The organism is Streptosporangium pseudovulgare (genome assembly GCF_014648055.1).
GTDB classification, from domain to species: Bacteria; Actinomycetota; Actinomycetes; order Streptosporangiales; family Streptosporangiaceae; genus Streptosporangium; species Streptosporangium pseudovulgare.
Genome location: NZ_BMQJ01000021.1, coordinates 1 through 15,495, shown reverse-complemented (window position 1 = coordinate 15,495; position 15,495 = coordinate 1). Strand labels below are relative to the sequence as shown.

Here is a 15,495-nt window from a genome sequence, read left to right as displayed (position 1 = left end):
GACCCGGCCCACCGGCCCGCGGCCCGGGAGGACGCCTGATGTGCCGGCACGCCGCCTGGCTGGGCGCCCCCCGGTCCCTGGCCTCGCTGATCCACGAGCCCGAGCACGGGCTGTTGCGGCAGTCCTACGCGCCCCGCATGCAGCGCCACGGCCGGGTCAACGCCGACGGTTTCGGCATGGGCTGGTACGACGGGTCCCTTCCCGAACCGGTCCGCTACCGCCGCGCCGTCCCGATGTGGACCGACGCCAACCTGCCCGCCCTGGCCCGGGCCGCCCGCTCGGGGTGCCTGCTGGCGGCGGTGCGCACGGCCACCGTGGGCATGCCGATCGAGGAGACCGCGACCGCGCCCTTCACCGACGGCCCGTGGCTGCTCAGCCACAACGGCCGCGTCGCCCGGGACGCGCTGCGGGACCTGGCCGACGACGCGCCGAGCGCCTGCGACTCCGCGTGGGTGGCCGCGGCGGTGTTCGCCCGGCGGCGTGAGGGCCGGCCGCTCGGCGAGTCCCTCGCCGAGGTCGTCGTCCACGCCGGGGCCAAGGACCCCGGTGCCCGCCTGAACCTGCTGGCCTGTGACGGCGCCGCGCTCGCCGCGACCACCTGGGGCGACACGCTCTTCCTGCGCGCGGACCGCCCCGGCCCGGACCTTCCGTACCCGGGCTCGTCGCTCCCGGGCCCACGGCCCCAGGGCTCCCCGCACGCCGGCGGGGGCGTGCTCGTGGCGAGCGAACCGCTGGACGACCGGCCGGGCTGGCGGGCCGTACCGGACCGGCACCTCCTCCTCGTCTCCGCCGGCGGCGTGGAGCTCCAGCCGCTGTGACCGGCGCCCGGTACGGGGCCGGCCCCGTACCGGACCGGCGTACCACCACCCCGTCCACCGATCCAGGGAGGTTCCCGTGACAGTCACCCGGCAGGCCGTGGAGCTGATCGACCATCTCGACCGCGGCTACCTGCGCCAGTCCCTCGAACACGACGTCCGCGCCGGGTTGACGGCCGCGGCCAAGTGGCTGCCGCCCAAGTGGTTCTACGACGCGGCGGGCAGCGAGCTGTTCTCGCGCATCACCCGGCTGCCGGAGTACTACCCCACGCGCCGCGAGCTGGTCGTCCTGCGCGGGCACGCCGACGAGATCGCCCGGCTGAGCGGTGCCGACACCCTGGTCGAGCTGGGCTCGGGCACCAGCGAGAAGACCGTCCTGCTGCTGGACGCCATGGAGCGGGCGGGCGCGCTGCGCGCCTACACGCCGGTGGACGTCGACGCCGTCACGCTGGGCGACGCCGCGCACCGGCTCGCCGCCCGCTACCCGGGGGTGACCGTGCGGGCGGTGCGCGCCGACTTCGAGCGGCACCTGGCGCTGCTGCCCAGGGCCGGGCGGCGGATGGTGGCCTTCCTCGGCGGCACCGTCGGCAACCTCGACCCGGCGGCGCGCGAGGTATTCCTCACCGGGCTGCGCGCCACGCTGACGCCGGGCGACACCCTGCTGCTCGGGGCCGACCTGGTCAAGGACACCGGGAGGCTGGTGCGCGCCTACGACGACGCGGCCGGGGTGACGGCCGCCTTCAACCGCAACGTGCTGCACGTGCTCAACCGGGAGCTGGGGGCGGACTTCGACCCGGAGGCGTTCGCCCACGTCGCCCTCTACGACGTGCGCAACGACTGGATCGAGATGCGGCTGCGCGCGACCCGGGACATGCGGGTGCGGATCGGCGACCTGGGCCTGTCGATCCCGTTCACCGCCGGTGAGGAGACCCGCACCGAGATCAGCGCCAAGTTCCGCCCGGACGGCCTGCGCCGGGAGCTGTCCCGGGCCGGGTTCACGGTGATCCGCTTCCTGACCGACCCGGACGGGGACTTCGCCCTGGTGCTGGCCGGGACCTGAGCGGGTCTCGGCGGTCCCTCCGGAGCGGGGAGGCGACTGGACACATCACCGCCCCGGCGTCCCCCGCCGGGCGAAACGTCCAGGGTCGGTTGCGTGAGCCCGGCGGAGCGGCACGATGCTGAGACGTGAACGACAGCGATCTCCTCAATCTCGACGGCCGCAGGTTCGTCATGGTCAGCTCGACGGCCAGCGAGGTGGACCCGGCCGGGCCCACCGAGTTCTCCTACCGGGAGTCCGGTGGGGTCATCTGGGGCGACTACACCGGTGACACGGTGGTCCACGGGCGGTTCATCGGCACCCGGGACGGCGACCGGATCGAAATCTCCTACGTCCACCTGCTCAAGAACGGGGAACGCGCCGGCGGGCGCAGCGGCAGCCGCATCGAGCCCCGCGACGGAGGCCGCCTCCGCCTGGTGGAGGAGTTCACGTTCACCGGGGACGACACGGTGCACGTGAGCGTGTGCGACGAGGTCGTCTGACCGGTCAGCCGTCGCGCTGGAGCCGGCCGCGGCCCTCGGCCGCGCCCACGAAGCGCATCTTGCCCAGCGGAACCTCGCCTCCCGGGCCCGCGGTGCTCCCGGAGCCCGCGGGCCCGGTGGGTTCCGGGGCCGTACGGCGGGCGGCCCGCCCGCCCGCCCGGTCCCCCGGCAGCACGTAGGGCCGCCTGATCACCTCGTCCAGGATGAAGACCGTCTCGGTCGCCTTGACCGCCGGGATGCCCGCCAGCCGTTCGGTCACCATGGCGTGCACGGCGGCGACGTCGGCCATCCGCACCTGGATCATGGCGTCGTGCTGGCCGGTGGTGATCGCGCAGTACTCCACCTCGGGCATCGCCGCGAGCTCGGCGCGGAACTGGCGCCACATCTGCTGCCGGACGGTCACGAAGATCAGCGCGGTGATGCCCAGCCCCGCGCGGACGTGGTCGATCTCGGCGGTGAACCGCCTGATCGCGCCGTCGGCGCGCAGCGCCTCGAACCGGGTGTAGGCGTTCGCCCGTGAGATGCCGACGCGCTCGGCGAGGGCCGCGACGGAGATCCTGCCGTTCTCCCGCAGCACTTCGAGGATCTTCAGGTGCGTGGTGTCGAGTTCGAGGCCGATGCCGATCCGTCCAGGCTGGGTGCCTCCGTGAGCCGGATTGCTTGATGTTTCGGTCATGACCATACCTCTCGACCGAGATTCGTCTCGGCTTTCCGCCCCGTGCTGGACTTTCTGCCGGACAATACAGGACGATCGGCGACCAAACGTCCATATGGACCAATTTCGGAGGACACAAAATGGCGACCCGTTCTCGGCGCCCGGGGGCGAAGGCGGCCCTGCTGCCGGTGCTGCTCACCGGCGCCCTCGCCCTCGCCGCCTGCTCAGGCGGCGGCTCGTCTTCGGCCCCCGCGTCCGGAGGCGGCGGAGGCGCCGGTTCCAAGACGCTGGTGATCGACACCTCCTTCGACCTGAAGACGGCCGACCCCGGGCGCACCTACGAGCCCACCGGCCTGATCGTCGGCAAGGCGGCCTACGAGACCCTGCTCACCTTCGAGGGCTCCGACGTCACCAAGCCGGTGCCGGCCCTCGCGGAGTCGTTCGAGCTGTCCAAGGACGGTAAGACGCTCACCCTGAAGCTCCGCAAGGACGCCACGTTCGCCGACGGGTCCCCGGTGACCGCCGACGACGTCGTCTTCTCCCTGAACCGGGTGCGCGACATGAAGGGCACGCCGTCCTTCCTGCTCGACGGCGTCGAGGTCGCCAAGACCGACGACACGACGATCACCCTGACCTCGGCGAAGGCCAACGCGGCGCTGCCGTACATCCTGCCCAACCCCGCGCTGGGCATCCTCAACTCCAAGGTCGCCAAGGAGCACGGCGCCACCGCCGACCCGAACGACAAGGCCGAGCAGTACCTCAACTCCGCGTCGGCGGGCTCCGGGCCCTACACCATCGAGTCGTTCAACGTCAGCAGCCAGGTGGTGCTGCGGGCCAACGCGAAGTACTGGGGTCAGGCCAAGCCGGCCTACGACAAGGTCGTGATCCGCAACGTCGAGGCGGCGACCCAGAAGCTCAACATCTCCCGCGGCGACAGCCAGGTCGCGCTGAACCTCTCCGGCGACCAGGTCGCCGGGATCACCGGTGACCTGCAGGTCACGAGGACGGCGTCGGCCAACGTCATCTTCCTGCTGGCCAACCGGGACCCCTCGGTCAGCAAGGTCACCTCCGATCCCAAGTTCGCCGAGGCCGTCCGCAAGGGCGTCGACTACGCGGGCCTGCTGGAGCTGGCCGGCGAGGGCTCGGTGCAGGCGCCCGGCGTCATCCCGTCGATGCTGCTCGGCGCGCTCCCGCCGGAGGCGGCCGCCGGGCGCGACGTCGAGGGCGCCAAGGCCGCCCTGAAGGAGAGCGGCCTGGTGAACCCGACGGTCAAGCTGGAGTACCCCAGCGAGCTGACCGTCAACGGCCTGTCCTTCCAGCCCCTCGCCGAGCGGATCCAGGCCAACCTCAAGGAGGTCGGCATCACGGTGGACCTGGTCCCCGCGCCGGTCACCACCGCCCTGGACAACTACCGCAACGGCAAGGAGGAGCTGGGCCTGTGGTACTGGGGCCCCGACTACCCCGACCCCAGCGACTACCTGTCGTTCCTGCCCGGCAAGCTGGTGGGCCTGCGGGCCGGGTGGAAGGCCGGCGCCGACAAGGAGCTGGAGGCGGCGGGCGACAAGGCCGCCGCCGAGACCGGCGAGGACGCGCGCAAGCAGGCGTACACCGACATCCAGACGAAGCTGAACGCCTCCGGCCCGTTCATCCCGCTCATCCAGCCCGGCCAGAACATCGTGACGGCCTCCTCCGTCACCGGCCTGAAGTTCAACCCGGTGTGGACCGTCGACGTCGCCGGCCTCGGCGTCAAGTAAGGACCGTCAGTGTCGATCAAGCGCCCACCGGCGCCGGGTGACGACCCGAAGGCGGCCCGGCGGGAGCCGGGCCGCCGCGGCGCCCGGAGCCCGCTGGCCCGCTTCCTGGTCCGCAGGGTGCTCACCGCGCTGCTGCTGGCGGTGGGCATCACGCTGGTCACCTTTGTGCTGACCAACCTGGTCCCCGGCGACCCCGTCGCGGCCAACCTCGGCCAGCGCGCCCTGGGCGACCCGGCGATCGTCGCCCAGTGGCGGACCGAGCACGGGCTGGACAAGCCGCTCCCCGAGCAGTACCTGCTGCACCTGCGGGGAGTCGTCCAGGGCGACCTCGGGACGAGCCAGCAGAGCCACCGCCCGGTCCTGGACGACCTGGCCGACTCGGTGCCGGCCACGCTGGAGCTGGCCGGCGCCGCGATTCTGATCTCCATCGTCGTGGGCGTGGCGTTCGGCGTCGTCGCGGCGCTGCGCCGCGACCGGTTCTCCGACCACCTGCTGCGCGTTCTCAGCCTGTTCGGCATCTCCGTGCCCACGTTCTGGCTGGCGCTGACGGCGTTCTACGTCCTCTTCTACCGGCTGCGGATCGCTCCGGGCAGCGGCCGCATCGACCCGGGCCTGACCCCGCCGCCGCACGTCACCGGCCTCTACACCCTCGACGCCGCCCTCGCGGGCCAGTGGGACGTGTTCTCCTCGGCCGTGGGCCACCTGGTCACCCCGGCGCTGGTGCTCGCCCTGTACACGATCGGCCTGCTGACCCGGTTCACCCGGTCGGCGGTGCTGGAGGTGCTGGGCCAGGACCACGTGCGCGCCGGGCGGGCCAAGGGGCTGCCGCCGCGGGTGATCCTGTTCCGCTACGTGCTGCGCCCGGCACTGGTGCCGGTCATCACCGTCGCGGGCCTGGCCTTCGGCAGCCTGCTGTCCGGCACCGTCCTGGTCGAGGCGATCTTCGCCTGGCCGGGTGTGGGGCAGTACGCCTACAAGAGCGCGACCACCCTGGACCTGCCCGCCGTCATGGGCGTCGGCCTGGTCGTGGGCGGGGTCTACCTCGTCATCAACCTGATCGTCGACGTCCTGTACGGCGTCATCGACCCCCGAGTGAGACTGTCGTGACCCCTTCCCTCCCCGACGCCCTCCCCGGCGCCGTCCCCGACGGTGCCCCCGACGGTGTCCTCGCCGGCCGGGACGCCCCGCGGAGGCCGCGGTGAAGCTCCCCCGCGCGTGGCGGCAGCCGCTGGCGATCACCGGTGGGGTCATCGCGCTCGCCTGGTTCGTGATCGCGCTCTCCGCCCCGCTGCTGGCCCCGCACGACCCGCTCGCCCAGGAGCTGCCGCGGCTGGCGCCACCGGGCCCCGGCCACTGGTTCGGCACCGACCAGCTCGGCCGCGACATCCTCAGCAGGGTCATGTACGGCGCGCGTCTGTCGATCCCCCTGACGCTGCTGCTGGTCGCGATGTCGGTGCTGGTGGGCGGTCTTCTAGGCGCCATTTCCGGATATTTCGGTAAATGGGTAGATGAGACGATCATGCGGTTCGCCGACCTCGTCTTCGCCTTCCCCACCGTCATCCTGGCCATGGTCGTCGCCGCCGCGCTCGGCGCGAGCCTCGCCAACGCCGTACTGGCCGTCCTCGTCGTCGCCTGGCCCGCCTACGCCCGCGTCACCCGCGGCCTGGTGCTGGGCGTGCGGCAACGCGAGTTCGTGCTGAGCGGGCGGCTGCTGGGATTCTCCGCCTGGCGCTCCCTGCGCGTGGACGTGCTGCCGAACGTCACCGGGCCGATCCTGGTGCTGGCGACCCTGGACATCGGCACCGCGCTGCTCCTGCTGTCCGGCCTGTCCTTTCTCGGGCTCGGCGCGAAGCCGCCGTCCCCCGAGTGGGGCGCCATGGTCGCCTCCGGCGTGGAGGTCTTCGACAGCTGGTGGGTGGCGGCCTTCCCCGGTCTCGCCATCCTGACCGTGGTGCTCGCCTTCAACTTCCTGGGCGACACGCTGCGCGACGCCCTCGATCCGCGGACCGCCCGGGCCATCAAGGAGCGTGCGCTGTGACTCTCGCGATCTCCGATCTGAAGGTCACCCTCGGCGGCAGGGAGATCCTGCGTGGCGTCGACCTCGAACTGCGCGCCGGCCAGGTGCACGGGCTGGCCGGCGAGAGCGGCTCGGGCAAGACGATGACGGGACTGGCCGTCCTCGGCCTGCTCCCGCACGGGGCGCGGGTGAGCGGCCGGATCACCCTGGGAGAGCGCGACCTGCTCGCCATGACCCCCCGGCAGCTCAACGCGGTACGCGGCGGCGAGGTCGCCATGGTCTTCCAGGACCCGGCGACCAGCCTGCACCCGATGCTCACGATCGGCCGCCAGCTCACCGAGCACATGCGCCACCACATGCGCCTGGACCGGCGGCAGGCGCGGGCCAGGGCCGCCGACCTGCTGCGCCAGGTGCGCATCCCGGGCGCGGAGGAGGCCCTCGGCCGCTACCCGCACCAGTTCTCCGGGGGCATGCGCCAGCGCATCGCGATCGCGGTCGCGCTGGCCTGCTCGCCGAAGGTGCTCATCGCCGACGAGCCGACGACCGCGCTCGACGTGACCGTCCAGGCCGGGATCCTGCGGCTGCTGCGCGGCCTGTGCGACGACCTGGACCTGGCCGTGCTGCTCGTCACCCACGACCTCGGCGTGATGTCCGCGGTCGCCGACGAGGTGAGCGTGATGCGGGACGGCGTGGTCGTGGAGACCGGCCCGCGCGCACAGGTGCTGCGCGACCCGGCCCACCCCTACACCCGCGCCCTGCTGGACTCGCTACCCGGGGAGACCTCATGACGCTGCTGAGCGTGAACGACCTCGTCGTCGAGCACCGCACCCCCGGCCGCCCCGTGGTGCGCGCCGTGGCCGGGGCCGGCCTGACCGTCGAGGCGGGCGAGGTCGTCGGCCTCGTCGGGGAGTCGGGATGCGGCAAGTCGACGCTGGCCCGCGCGGTGTGCGGGCTGGCCCCGGTGACCGAGGGGACGATCTCCTTCGGCGACCGTACGGTGACCCCGCTGGGCCTGCGCCGCAGGGACCGGTCGCTGGCCGGGATCCAGATGGTCTTCCAGGACCCCTACTCCTCGCTGAACCCGCGGCGGCGGGTGGGCGCGCAGATCGCCGACGGACTGCGCGCGGCGGGCGACACCACGACCACGCCCACCGAGATGCTGGAGCGGGTGGGGCTGCCCGGTGACGTCGCCGGCCGCCACCCGCACGAGTTCTCCGGCGGGCAGCGGCAGCGGATCGCGATCGCCCGGGCGCTCGCCGCCCGGCCGTCGCTGCTGATCGGCGACGAGCCCATCTCGGCGCTCGACGCCTCCGCCCAGGCCCAGGTGGCCACGCTCATGCGGGACCTCGCGGTCTCCGCGGGCGCGGGGCTGCTGTTCATCAGCCACGACCTGTCGGTGGTGCGGCTGATCGCCGACCGGATCGCGGTGATGTACCTCGGGAAGATCGTGGAGGTGGGCCGGACCGCGGAGGTCTGGCGCGACCCCCGCCACCCCTACACCCGGGCGCTGCTGGGCGCGATCCCGGCGCCCGACGGCGCGGGGGTGCTGCCGGCGGAGCTGGCCGGGGACGTGCCGGACCCGGCCGACCCGCCGTCCGGCTGCCGGTTCCACCCGCGCTGCCCGGTGGCGATGGACGTCTGCCGGGAACGCGAACCGGCGTTCGGCCCGGTCGCCTGCTGGCTGCACGAACCCCGATGATCGATGAGGTGCGCCGCAGGATGGCCGAGGAGGGGGTCGACGCCCTGGTGCTGCGCCCCTCCCCGGACTTCCGCTACCTGAGCGGCCTGGACGGCCTGGACGACGGGTACGACGGGTATCTCGTCCTGACCGGCGAGGGACCGCCCACCGCCGCGGCCGGCCCGCGGGAGGCGGCGGCGCTCGTCCCGGGCGCCGCCCGCCGCGTCGGGGTGGACCCCGAGATGCGGGCCCGGGAGCTGTTCTCGCTGCCGGTGGACGCCGAACTGGTGCTGGCGTCGTCCGTGCTCGCCCCGCTGCGGCTCCGCCGGGAGCCGGCGGAGGTCGCGGCGACCGGGCGGGCCGCCGCGGCGGCGGACGCGGTGCTGCTCGCGGCCCGCGGGCTGGTGTGGTTCGGCGCCACCGAACGCGCGATGGCGCGGCGGCTGCGGGCCGCGCTGGCCGAGGCCGGGTGCGAGGAGACGCTGTCGGTGCTCGTCGCCGCGGGCGAGCACACCGCGCTGCCCCGGCACGCGGCGTGCGACCGCGTGATCAATCCCGGTGACGCGCTGCTGGTGTCGGTGTGCGGCAGATGGGACGGCCACTGCGCGGAGGTGGCCCGCATGTTCGCGGTGGCCGAGCCGCCGGAGGACTTCGAGGCGATGTACTCGGTCGTCCTGGCCGCGCAGCGGGCCGCCCTGGACGCGGTACGGCCCGGCGTGACGGCCGCGGAGGTCGGCCGGGCCGCCCGTGAGGTGATCGACGGCAGCGGCTACGGCGAGTACGCCGGGCGGCGGCCGGGGCGCGGTGTGGGCCGCAGCCACGAGGAGGGCCCGTGGCTGGTCCCCGGCGACGGGACGGTGTTCGAACCCGGCACGACGGTCTGCCTGGAACCGGCGATCTACCTGCCGGAGCTGTTCGGCGCGCGGGTGGCCGACGTCGTCGTCTGCGCCCCGGAGGGCGGCCGGCGGCTCAGCTCGCTCCCCTGGGAACTGTGCGTCGTCGACCGCTGAAGGGGCGCCGGGGCTGACGGCCGGCGGCTCCGCCGTACGCCGGGGTCCGAACGCCCCGGCCCGGACGCCCCGGAGGCGAGGTCCGCGCGGTCCCCGTCAGGCGTCGCCGAGGGAGCGGACGGCCGCGACCAGCGGCGCCAGACCGGGCCGCCGCTCCGCGTCGTCGAGGGCCTCGCGCAGCGCGGCGTCCCTGGTCCGCCGGGCCTTCGGAAGGAGGGCGAAGCCGGCCTCGGTGACGTCGGTGTAGATGCCGCGCCGGTCCGTCGCGCAGATGTAGCGGGTGAGCAGGCCCCGTTCCTCCAGCCGGGCGACCAGGCGGGTGGTGGCGCTCTGGCTGAGCACGACCGCCTCGGCGAGCTGGTGCATCTGCAGGTGCCCGCCCTCGCCCGGATGCTGGCCGCTGAGCAGGTCCAGCACGGACAGCTCCCGCGCGCTCAGCTCGTGCGCCGCCTGCAGGGCGCGCTCCAGGTGCGCCTCGACGCGGCCGTGCAGCACGGACAGGACGGACCAGCCCCGGGCCGGCCCGTCGGCCGGGCGCTGGGGAGGACCGGCGATCGGGCCGGTGGACGGCGACGGTGACATGGGACCCCTCCTCGGTGTGCCATCCCCAGGGTATCCCTCATGCGCAACATATCGCGCTTGCATTTACCAGCGTGTGCAATTATTGTCTCCGCTTGTAAATCCCAAACGCAACCTTCGGGGGCTCTGCCATGCCACTCGCACTCCTGGCGCTGGCCATCGGCGCCTTCGGGATCGGCACCACCGAGTTCGTGATCATGGGGCTGCTGCCCCAGGTCGCCGCGACCTTCGACGTGTCCGTCCCCACCGCCGGAAACCTCGCCACCGGATACGCGCTGGGCGTGGTCGCAGGCGCGCCGCTGATGACCGTCATCGGCACCCGCTTCTCCCGCAAGCGGATGCTGATGGCCCTGATGGGGCTGTTCATCGCCGGCAACCTGCTCTCGGCGGCCGCCCCCGGCTTCGGCGTGATGCTCGCCGGGCGGGTGGTCGCCTCGCTCGCCCACGGTGCCTTCTTCGGGATCGGCTCGGTCGTCGCCGCCGGGCTCGTCCCCCCGGGGAGGCGGGCGGGCGCCATCGCCCTGATGTTCACCGGCCTGACCGTCGCCAATGTGGTGGGCGTCCCGCTCGGCACGGCGCTCGGCCAGCACGCCGGCTGGCGGGTCACCTTCGCCGCGGTCGCCGCCCTCGGCGTCCTCGGCCTGGCCGGGGTGGCGGCGCTCGTGCCCGCCGGCCCGCGCCCGGAGCCCGGCGGCGGGCGGATCCGCGGCGAGTTCGCCGCGTTCCGCAACGCCCAGGTCCTGCTGGCGATGGGCATGACGGTCCTCGGCTTCAGCGGCGTCTTCGCCGCGATCACCTACATCGTGCCGATGATGACGCAGGCGGCCGGGTACGGCGAGGGCGACGTGAGCTGGCTGCTGGTGCTGTTCGGGATCGGCATGGTCGCGGGCAACCTCGTCGGCGGCCGCTACGCCGACCGCGCCCTGATGCCGCTGCTGTACCTGTCGCTGGGCGGGCTGGCGCTGGTGCTGGCGCTGTTCACCGTCACCGCCCACGACAAGGTGGCCGCCGCCGTCACCCTCACACTGATCGGGGCCCTCGGCTTCGCGACCGTCCCGCCGCTGCAGAAGCGGATCCTGGACCAGACGGCGGGCGCGCCGACGCTGGCCTCGGCGGTCAACATCGGCGCCTTCAACCTCGGCAACGCGCTGGCGGCCCTGCTCGGCGGGCTCGTCCTGTCGGCCGGCCTCGGCGTCACGGCGCCCAACTGGGTCGGCGCGCTGCTCACCGGTTCGGCCCTCGGCCTGGCCGTGCTCTCCGGCGCGCTGGAGCGCCGGGCCGCCCGCCCGGCCGCCGCCGCCTCGGACCCGGTCCCGATCCCGGCCCCGGCGCGCCGCTGAGCGCGCCCGCACCGCCTGAGCCGCCCGCGCGCACCCGCTGTACTCCCCCGCACTCCCCCGCCGGCCTCCGCCGGGACCGCCGGTGACCGGCCCGGAAAGGACACCCCGGGCCGGTCACCGGCCCGGGGGCGGCGCGCAGGCCGCGGACCGGACCCCACCGCCCGCCCCGCCCCGCAGCTCCCGCCGGAGCGCGCGGGCGTGGTGCAGGTAGTCGCGGGCCAGCCCGGTACGGCCGGCCGACCGGTGTAGCTCCCCGAGCCGCTGGACCGCGGCGGCCTCCCCGCTGCGGTCGCCGAGCTGCTGGAAGATCTCCAGGGACCGCTGGAGCTGCGCCGAGGCGTGCGACCGGTCACCGCGGGTCACCTGCAGGCCGCCCAGGTTCTGCAGGGCGTAGGCGCCGCAGTGCCGGTCGCCGAGCTCCTCGAAGATGTCCAGGGCGTACCCCTGGAAGCGCATCGCCTCCTCGGCGTCGGCCGCCAGGTCGTGCAGCCGCCCGAGCTGCATCGACACGCACGCCTCCCGGTGCGGGTCGCCGATCTCCCTGGCCAGCCGCAGCGCCCCGCCCAGCCAGGCCGAGGCCCGGCCCAGGTCGCGCAGGACCAGGCAGACCCGGCCGACGGCCTGCCGGACGTAGGCCTCGCCGCCACGGTCCTCCAGGGCGGCGAAGATCGCGAGAGCCATCCGGAAGTGGCCGAGCGCCTCGACGTGGCGGCCGCGGAAGTGGTTCACCGCCCCCAGCCCGCAGATCGAGACCGCCTCCCCGCGCGCGTCGCCCAGCTCGTGGAAGATCACCCGGGACCGCGCGAACATCTCCCCCGCCTCGGCGTAGCGGTCCTGGTAGAGGCCGACCTGGGCCAGGCCGCGGAGCATGGCGGCCTCCCCGCCGCGGTCGCCGGCCCGGCGGGCCGCCTCCAGCGCGGCCCGGTGCGTGCTCCGCCACTCGTCGAAGTGGCACCGCAGGTCGAAGTAGGGCACCAGGGCGGCGGCGAGCCCCCAGGCGGCACCGGCGAGCCCGGCGTCGGCGGCCAGCCGTACGGCCTCCGCCAGGGTCTCCCGCTCGGCGTCGAACCACGGCAGCGGGTCGGCCGGCAGGCTCGCGGCGGTCTCGCCGTCCGGCCGCCAGCGGGGCTCGTCCGCCGGGGCCAGGCTGAACAGGGTGGTCGGCAGCCGTGTCATGGCGCTCCCGGCGAGGGCGGTCCACCCGTCGAGCACCCGGGCGAGGGCGTCCGCACCACCGGCGCCGCCGGGGCCGCCGGCCAGCTCCCGGGCGCTGCACCGGGCGAGGCCGGGCAGCAGGTAGCGGGGCCGGCCGAGCGCGTCGGTCCCGGCGAGCCGCAGCAGGTTGGCGTCGACGAGGGCGTCGGTGACGTCGTCGGCCCGGTCCCGGCCGAGCACGGCCCCGACCACCCAGCCGGGCAGCGGCCTCGTCCCGAGGAGGCCGAGCGCCCCGAAGGCCCGGGCGGCGTCGCCGGGCAGCGTCCGGTAGCTGCGGTCGAAGCTGCCACGCACCTCCAGGTCCCCGGCCCGCAGCTCGCCCAGGCGGTTCGCCTCGTCCGCGAGCCGCCGCCGCAGCACGGCCAGCGGCCAGCCGGGCCGCGCGGCCAGCCGGGCCCCGGCGATCCTGACGGCGAGCGGAAGGTGGTCGCAGGCCCGCAGGATCTCCGCGGCGGCCTCCCGCTCCCGGCGCACCCGGTCGGCGCCCGCGATCCTGCCCAGCAGCTCCTCGGCCTCCGCGGGGGTGAGGACGTCGAGGTCGATCTGCAGCGCCCCGGGCAGCTCGGTGATGCGCCGGCGGCTCGTCACGACGACCGCGCAGCCGCTGCCCGGCAGCAGGGGCCGTACCTGCGCGGCGTCGGCGGCGTCGTCGAGCACCACGAGCGCCGGCCGTCCGGCCAGCAGCGACCGGTACAGCGCGGAGCGCTCGCGGGTGGTGGGCGGCAGGCCGGCTCCGCCGGTCCCCAGCGCGCGCAGCGCCTCGGCCAGCAGCTCGCCGGGGTCGGCGGGGGCGGGCGTGGTGCCGCCGAGGTCGAGGTAGAGCTGCCCTCCGGGGTAGGCGCGGCGTACGGCGTGCGCGCAGTGGACGGCCAGCGCCGTCTTGCCGACTCCCGGCGGACCGGCCACTACCGCGACGGCCGGCGGCCCGTCCGGCGGCCTCCTCTCGCGGGACAGCGCCCGGGTGAGGGCCGAGACGGTCCCGGTCCGGCCGGTGAAGTCCGGGATGTCCGGGGGGAGCTGGCGCGGGACGGTGACCGGCGGGGCCGGCGGGGCCGGCGGGGATGGTGCGGCCTCCGCCGCGGGCCGCCCGGCCAGGATGTCCGCGTGCACCCGGCGCAGCCCGGCGCCCGGCTCGACGCCCAGTTCGGTGACGAGCTGCCGCCGGGCCGCGGCGTAGGCGTCCAGGGCCTCGGCCTGCCGCCCGGCGGCGTCCAGGGCGAGCATCAGCCGCCCCCAGAGGTCCTCCCGGAAGGGGTGTTCCCTCAGCAGCCCGCGCAGCCCGGCGACCGCCTCGGCGTGCCGCCCGCGCTCCATCCGCAGGGCGGCCAGCTCCTCGGCGGCGGAGAGCCGCAGCCCGGCCAGCGACTCCAGCCGGGCGTCCCACAGGGGGCTGCCGGACAGGTCGGCCAGCGGGGCGCCGCGCCACAGCGCGAGCGCCCGGTCAAGCAGCCCGGCCGCGTCCTCCGCCCGGCCCGCCGCCTCCGGCCCGCCCTCCGTCCCCGACGCCGCGTCCCCGCGGGTCCCCGCGTCTCCCCCGGCCCGGGCCGCCGCCCGCGCCCCGGCCACGAGGTCCTCGAAGAGGAGGGCGTCGAGCTGCCCGGCGGGCACCTCGAACAGGTAGCCGGACGGCCGGGCCAGGATGCGGGCGCCGCCCGTCGCGCCGAGGACCGCGCGCAGGGAGCTGACGTAGGTGCGGAGGTTGGCCAGGGCCGACCTCGGCCGGCTCAGCGGCCACAGGATCTCGGCCAGGTGGTCCGCGGCGACCACCCGGTTGGCGTCGAGCAGCAGCGACGCCAGCAGGATCCGGGACTTCGTGCCCGCGACGCGCAGGGGCCGCCCCGGGGGGCCGACCTCCAGCGGGCCGAGCACCCTGAACGCGGGCCGATCAACCACCATGACCGCACCTACCTCTCACGGGAGGCGTCGCAACCATTTCACCGGGCCGCATCACCCGGGGCTGACAGGGCTTTATAGGGATTCTGGATGTTTCATATGCGCCGCAGGCCGACGCTGGTCCGCAGCGGGAGCCTTCCGGAAGATCCAACAGACAGTGCATGGCGCCGGTCAAGGCTCTTCACCCCCCGCATCTCGCGGAAAGGATCGATATGAGACTCACAGGAGTGCTCACCACGGGATTCGCCCTGCTGGTCGGGCTCGCGGGCGCGACCGCGGCCGCGCCGGGCGCCGTCGCCGCGACGGGACTCACGGCCGTCACGGCCACCGCGGCCGTCACGGACTACGATCCGGAACTCGAGGGAGCCGACCCGCCGAACGACCCGTCCGTCGAGCTGCCGCCGACGACGCTGGCGACACCGAGCTTCCAGATGCCCTTCCCCTGCGGGCAGTCCTGGACCGGCAACTCCAGCGCGAGCAGCGCCCACCAGTCGTGGGAGATCGACTTCAACCGGGGCGGCACCGCCGACGCGGACAAGGGCGACACCGTCGTCGCCGCCGCGGCGGGCACCGTGGTGATCTCCGCCCACCAGGGTTCGACCAACGGCTACGGCAACCTGGTCAAGATCGACCACGGCGGCGGCTGGAGCAGCTACTACGCGCACCTGGACACCCGGTCGGTCAGCGCGGGCGCCACCGTCAGCCAGGGCCAGAAGATCGGCACGGTCGGCAACACCAGCAAGCCGGGCAACAACATCTCGCCCCACCTGCACTACGAGGTGCGTCTCGGCACCAGCTACCCGTCCAACATCCAGAAGGCCGTCTTCAACGGCACCACGTTCGGCTACCCGGCCCAGACGCTGACGTCCAAGAACGGCTGCGGCTCCAGCGGCACCAACCCGTACACCGCGCAGGAGGTCTGCGGCAGCGGCTACAGCGTGATCGACAGCGCCGCCCTCGGCACCGCCGGCACGGTCTACCTGCTCTACAACTCCTCCAA

General features: G+C 74.6%; 14 protein-coding genes. 11 read left to right on the top strand and 3 right to left on the bottom strand.

From position 1 onward, the window contains the following. Window positions 1–38: 38 nt before the first annotated feature. The 3 genes from egtC (at window position 39) to IEZ10_RS31795 (ending at window position 2,354) form a co-directional block, all read left to right on the top strand. Window positions 39–818 carry an ergothioneine biosynthesis protein EgtC gene (egtC, locus tag IEZ10_RS31805; RefSeq protein WP_189250219.1) on the top strand — a complete coding sequence of 260 codons (780 nt, stop codon included), beginning with the start codon at window positions 39–41 and terminating at the stop codon, window positions 816–818. Between the two features lie 76 nt (window positions 819–894). Beyond that, window positions 895–1,875, top strand: coding sequence for an L-histidine N(alpha)-methyltransferase (gene egtD / locus IEZ10_RS31800; RefSeq protein WP_189250218.1), 981 nt, complete (start codon window positions 895–897; stop codon window positions 1,873–1,875). A gap of 125 nt (window positions 1,876–2,000) precedes the next feature. After that, window positions 2,001–2,354: an avidin-fold protein gene (locus IEZ10_RS31795; protein WP_229811853.1), complete on the top strand. Its 354-nt coding sequence runs from the start codon at window positions 2,001–2,003 to the stop codon at window positions 2,352–2,354. 4 nt (window positions 2,355–2,358) lie between these two features. Here IEZ10_RS31795 and IEZ10_RS31790 read toward each other — a convergent pair whose 3' ends face one another. Further along, window positions 2,359–3,030, bottom strand: coding sequence for an Lrp/AsnC family transcriptional regulator (locus tag IEZ10_RS31790; protein WP_189250217.1), 672 nt, complete (start codon window positions 3,028–3,030; stop codon window positions 2,359–2,361). Window positions 3,031–3,149: 119 nt separating this feature from the next. Here IEZ10_RS31790 and IEZ10_RS31785 point away from each other — a divergent pair, with 119 nt between their 5' ends. The 6 genes from IEZ10_RS31785 (at window position 3,150) to IEZ10_RS31760 (ending at window position 9,468) form a co-directional block, all read left to right on the top strand. Next, complete coding sequence (locus tag IEZ10_RS31785) at window positions 3,150–4,763, top strand: ABC transporter substrate-binding protein (RefSeq protein ID WP_189250216.1); 1,614 nt, start codon at window positions 3,150–3,152, stop codon at window positions 4,761–4,763. Window positions 4,764–4,772: 9 nt separating this feature from the next. Further along, window positions 4,773–5,870, top strand: a complete 1,098-nt coding sequence (locus IEZ10_RS31780; protein ID WP_229811852.1) for an ABC transporter permease — start codon at window positions 4,773–4,775, stop codon at window positions 5,868–5,870. Window positions 5,871–5,961: 91 nt separating this feature from the next. Then, on the top strand, window positions 5,962–6,801 hold the full coding sequence (locus tag IEZ10_RS31775; protein WP_189250215.1) for an ABC transporter permease: 840 nt from the start codon (window positions 5,962–5,964) through the stop codon (window positions 6,799–6,801). Beyond that, on the top strand, window positions 6,798–7,568 hold the full coding sequence (locus tag IEZ10_RS31770) for an ABC transporter ATP-binding protein (RefSeq protein WP_189250214.1): 771 nt from the start codon (window positions 6,798–6,800) through the stop codon (window positions 7,566–7,568). Before IEZ10_RS31775 ends, IEZ10_RS31770 begins: the two co-directional genes overlap by 4 nt. After that, window positions 7,565–8,479 (top strand): ABC transporter ATP-binding protein, encoded by a 915-nt coding sequence (locus IEZ10_RS31765; protein WP_189250213.1) that lies wholly within the window; start codon window positions 7,565–7,567, stop codon window positions 8,477–8,479. Before IEZ10_RS31770 ends, IEZ10_RS31765 begins: the two co-directional genes overlap by 4 nt. Continuing rightward, complete coding sequence (locus tag IEZ10_RS31760; protein ID WP_189250212.1) at window positions 8,476–9,468, top strand: M24 family metallopeptidase; 993 nt, start codon at window positions 8,476–8,478, stop codon at window positions 9,466–9,468. Before IEZ10_RS31765 ends, IEZ10_RS31760 begins: the two co-directional genes overlap by 4 nt. Before the next feature lie 96 nt (window positions 9,469–9,564). On the opposite strand, the gene IEZ10_RS31755 is transcribed toward IEZ10_RS31760, so the two are convergent. After that, window positions 9,565–10,050 (bottom strand): MarR family winged helix-turn-helix transcriptional regulator, encoded by a 486-nt coding sequence (locus IEZ10_RS31755; protein WP_189250211.1) that lies wholly within the window; start codon window positions 10,048–10,050, stop codon window positions 9,565–9,567. Between the two features lie 128 nt (window positions 10,051–10,178). On the opposite strand from IEZ10_RS31755, the gene IEZ10_RS31750 reads away from it, so the two are divergent. Then, window positions 10,179–11,387, top strand: coding sequence for an MFS transporter (locus IEZ10_RS31750; RefSeq protein ID WP_189250210.1), 1,209 nt, complete (start codon window positions 10,179–10,181; stop codon window positions 11,385–11,387). Between the two features lie 114 nt (window positions 11,388–11,501). Here IEZ10_RS31750 and IEZ10_RS31745 read toward each other — a convergent pair whose 3' ends face one another. Continuing rightward, window positions 11,502–14,498 (bottom strand): AfsR/SARP family transcriptional regulator, encoded by a 2,997-nt coding sequence (locus IEZ10_RS31745; protein ID WP_189250209.1) that lies wholly within the window; start codon window positions 14,496–14,498, stop codon window positions 11,502–11,504. A gap of 209 nt (window positions 14,499–14,707) precedes the next feature. Between IEZ10_RS31745 and IEZ10_RS31740 the strand changes: the two genes are divergently transcribed. Continuing rightward, window positions 14,708–15,495 (top strand): M23 family metallopeptidase (locus IEZ10_RS31740; protein ID WP_189250208.1); only part of this gene is annotated, 788 nt, incomplete at its 3' end.

What these genes read in the sequence shown, in the direction of transcription:
- egtC (WP_189250219.1), top strand. Translation starts at nt 39, where the DNA reads ATGTGCCGGCACGCCGCCTGGCTGGGCGCCCCCCGGTCCCTGGCCTCG.
- IEZ10_RS31790 (WP_189250217.1), bottom strand. Translation starts at nt 3,030, where the DNA reads ATGACCGAAACATCAAGCAATCCGGCTCACGGAGGCACCCAGCCTGGA.
- IEZ10_RS31785 (WP_189250216.1), top strand. Translation starts at nt 3,150, where the DNA reads ATGGCGACCCGTTCTCGGCGCCCGGGGGCGAAGGCGGCCCTGCTGCCG.
- IEZ10_RS31765 (WP_189250213.1), top strand. Translation starts at nt 7,565, where the DNA reads ATGACGCTGCTGAGCGTGAACGACCTCGTCGTCGAGCACCGCACCCCC.
- IEZ10_RS31760 (WP_189250212.1), top strand. Translation starts at nt 8,476, where the DNA reads ATGATCGATGAGGTGCGCCGCAGGATGGCCGAGGAGGGGGTCGACGCC.
- IEZ10_RS31755 (WP_189250211.1), bottom strand. Translation starts at nt 10,050, where the DNA reads ATGTCACCGTCGCCGTCCACCGGCCCGATCGCCGGTCCTCCCCAGCGC.
- IEZ10_RS31750 (WP_189250210.1), top strand. Translation starts at nt 10,179, where the DNA reads ATGCCACTCGCACTCCTGGCGCTGGCCATCGGCGCCTTCGGGATCGGC.
- IEZ10_RS31745 (WP_189250209.1), bottom strand. Translation starts at nt 14,498, where the DNA reads ATGGTGGTTGATCGGCCCGCGTTCAGGGTGCTCGGCCCGCTGGAGGTC.